General features: G+C 68.5%; 2 protein-coding genes. Both read left to right on the top strand.

What is annotated here, in order from left to right:
* The first annotated feature begins 107 nt into the window (after nt 1–107).
* On the top strand, nt 108–404 hold the full coding sequence (gene groES / locus AC1DP0_RS21035; RefSeq protein ID WP_142178742.1) for a co-chaperone GroES: 297 nt from the start codon (nt 108–110) through the stop codon (nt 402–404).
* A gap of 113 nt (nt 405–517) precedes the next feature.
* Complete coding sequence (gene groL, locus AC1DP0_RS21030) at nt 518–2134, top strand: chaperonin GroEL (RefSeq protein WP_478088367.1); 1617 nt, start codon at nt 518–520, stop codon at nt 2132–2134.
* Nucleotides 2135–2267 lie beyond the last annotated feature (133 nt).

The following is a 2267-nucleotide window of genomic DNA, read 5'->3' as shown; positions in this document are numbered from 1 at the left end:
TGCCAGCTCCCTCCTCGAGGGAGGTCGACCCCCGCGACGGCGGCCAGCCTCGAAGAGCCCACAGTCCGTAGTCATCTTTCGACTGTCCCGAAGGGAAGGTCACCACCGTGTCGGTTGCCATCAAGCCGCTCGAAGACCGCATTGTCGTCAAGTCCCTCGAGGCCGAGCAGACCACTGCCTCGGGCCTCGTCATCCCGGACACGGCCAAGGAGAAGCCGCAGGAGGGCGAGGTCCTCGCTGTCGGCCCCGGCCGCTTCAACGACAACGGCACCGAGCGCGTCCCGCTCGACGTCAAGGTCGGCGACAAGGTCATCTACAGCAAGTACGGCGGTACCGAGGTCAAGTACGGCGGCGAGGAGTACCTCATCCTCTCCGCGCGCGACGTCCTCGCCATCGTCGGCTGACTCAGCCGTATGCCGTGAACGCACCCCGGTGAGCCCCGCTGGGGTCTCGCCGGGGTGCGTCCCGTTTCACCTCAAGCACAGCAACCGCAAAGCAACCGAGCCAAAGGAACACCATGGCCAAGCAGCTGGAGTTTGACGACTCCGCCCGCAAGTCGCTCGAGCGCGGCGTCAACGCGCTCGCCAACGCCGTCAAGGTGACGCTCGGCCCCAAGGGCCGCAACGTCGTCATCGACAAGAAGTGGGGCGCCCCCACGATCACGAACGACGGCGTGACCATCGCCCGCGAGATCGAGCTCGAGGACCCCTACGAGAACCTCGGCGCCCAGCTCGCCAAGGAGGTCGCGACCAAGACCAACGACGTCGCCGGTGACGGCACGACGACCGCGACCGTCCTCGCCCAGGCCATGGTCAAGGAGGGCCTGCGCAACGTCGCCGCCGGTGCTGCTCCTGCTGCGCTCAAGCGCGGCATGGACAAGGCCGTCACTGCGGTCAACGACCGCCTGCTCGAGAACGCCCGCGAGGTCGACGGCAAGGACGAGGTCGCCTCCGTAGCCACGCTCTCCGCTCAGGACTCCACCCTCGGTGGGCTCATCGGCGAGGCGTTCGACAAGGTCGGCAAGGACGGCGTCATCACCGTCGAGGAGTCCTCGACGACGGCGACCGAGCTCGAGTTCACCGAGGGCATGCAGTTCGACAAGGGCTACCTCTCGGCCTACTTCGTCACGGACACCGAGCGCATGGAGACCGTCCTCGAGGACGCCTACGTGCTCATCAACCAGGGCAAGATCTCCTCGGTCGCCGAGATCCTCCCCGTCCTCGAGAAGGTCGTGCAGTCGGGCAAGCCGCTGCTCATCATCGCCGAGGACGTCGACGGCGAGGCCCTCTCGACCCTCGTGGTCAACAAGATCCGTGGCACGTTCAACGTCGCGGCCGTCAAGGCCCCCGGCTTCGGCGACCGACGCAAGGCCATGCTCCAGGACATCGCCATCCTCACCGGTGGCCAGGTCATCGCGCCCGAGGTCGGGCTCAGCCTCGACCAGGCCGACCTGACCGTCCTCGGCCAGGCCCGCCGCGTCGTCCTCACCAAGGACAACACGACGATCATCGACGGCAACGGCGAGGCGGGCGAGGTCGCCGGCCGCGTCCACCAGATCAAGGCCGAGATCGAGCGCACCGACTCCGACTGGGACAAGGAGAAGCTCCAGGAGCGCCTCGCGAAGCTCGCCGGTGGCGTCTGCGTCATCAAGGTCGGCGCGCACACCGAGGTCGAGCTCAAGGAGAAGAAGCACCGCATCGAGGACGCCATCTCCGCGACGCGCGCCGCGATCGAGGAGGGCATCGTCGCCGGTGGCGGCACCGCCCTCATCCACGCCGCCTCCGCCATCGACGCCCTCGAGCTGACCGGTGACGAGGCCACGGGCGCGTCCATCGTGCGCAAGGCCGTCGCCGAGCCGCTGCGCTGGATCGCCGAGAACGCCGGCCTGCAGGGCTACGTCGTCACCTCCAAGGTGGCGGAGCTGCCCCTCGGCCAGGGCCTCAACGCGGCCACCGGCGAGTACGGCGACCTCATCGCGGCCGGCGTCATCGACCCGGTCAAGGTCACCCGCTCCGCGCTGCGCAACGCCGAGTCCATCGCGTCGATGATCCTCACGACCGACACGCTCGTCGTCGACAAGCCGGAGAACGAGGACGCGGCGGCCGGTGGCCACGGCCACGGTCACGGTCACTGACGAACGACGCCACACGGCATACGACAGGGACGCCTGAGGCGGACCACGTCAGCGCCTGGCACCACAGCAAGGGCCGCTCCCCGATGGGGAGCGGCCCTTGCTGCTGCTCGACCGCCGCGACCCCGTCGTGACT

The sequence above is a fragment of the Terrabacter sp. P5_B1 genome (assembly GCF_056400505.1).
This window is presented reverse-complemented; position numbering and strand designations above follow the sequence as displayed.

What these genes read in the sequence shown, in the direction of transcription:
- groL (WP_478088367.1), top strand. Translation starts at nt 518, where the DNA reads ATGGCCAAGCAGCTGGAGTTTGACGACTCCGCCCGCAAGTCGCTCGAG.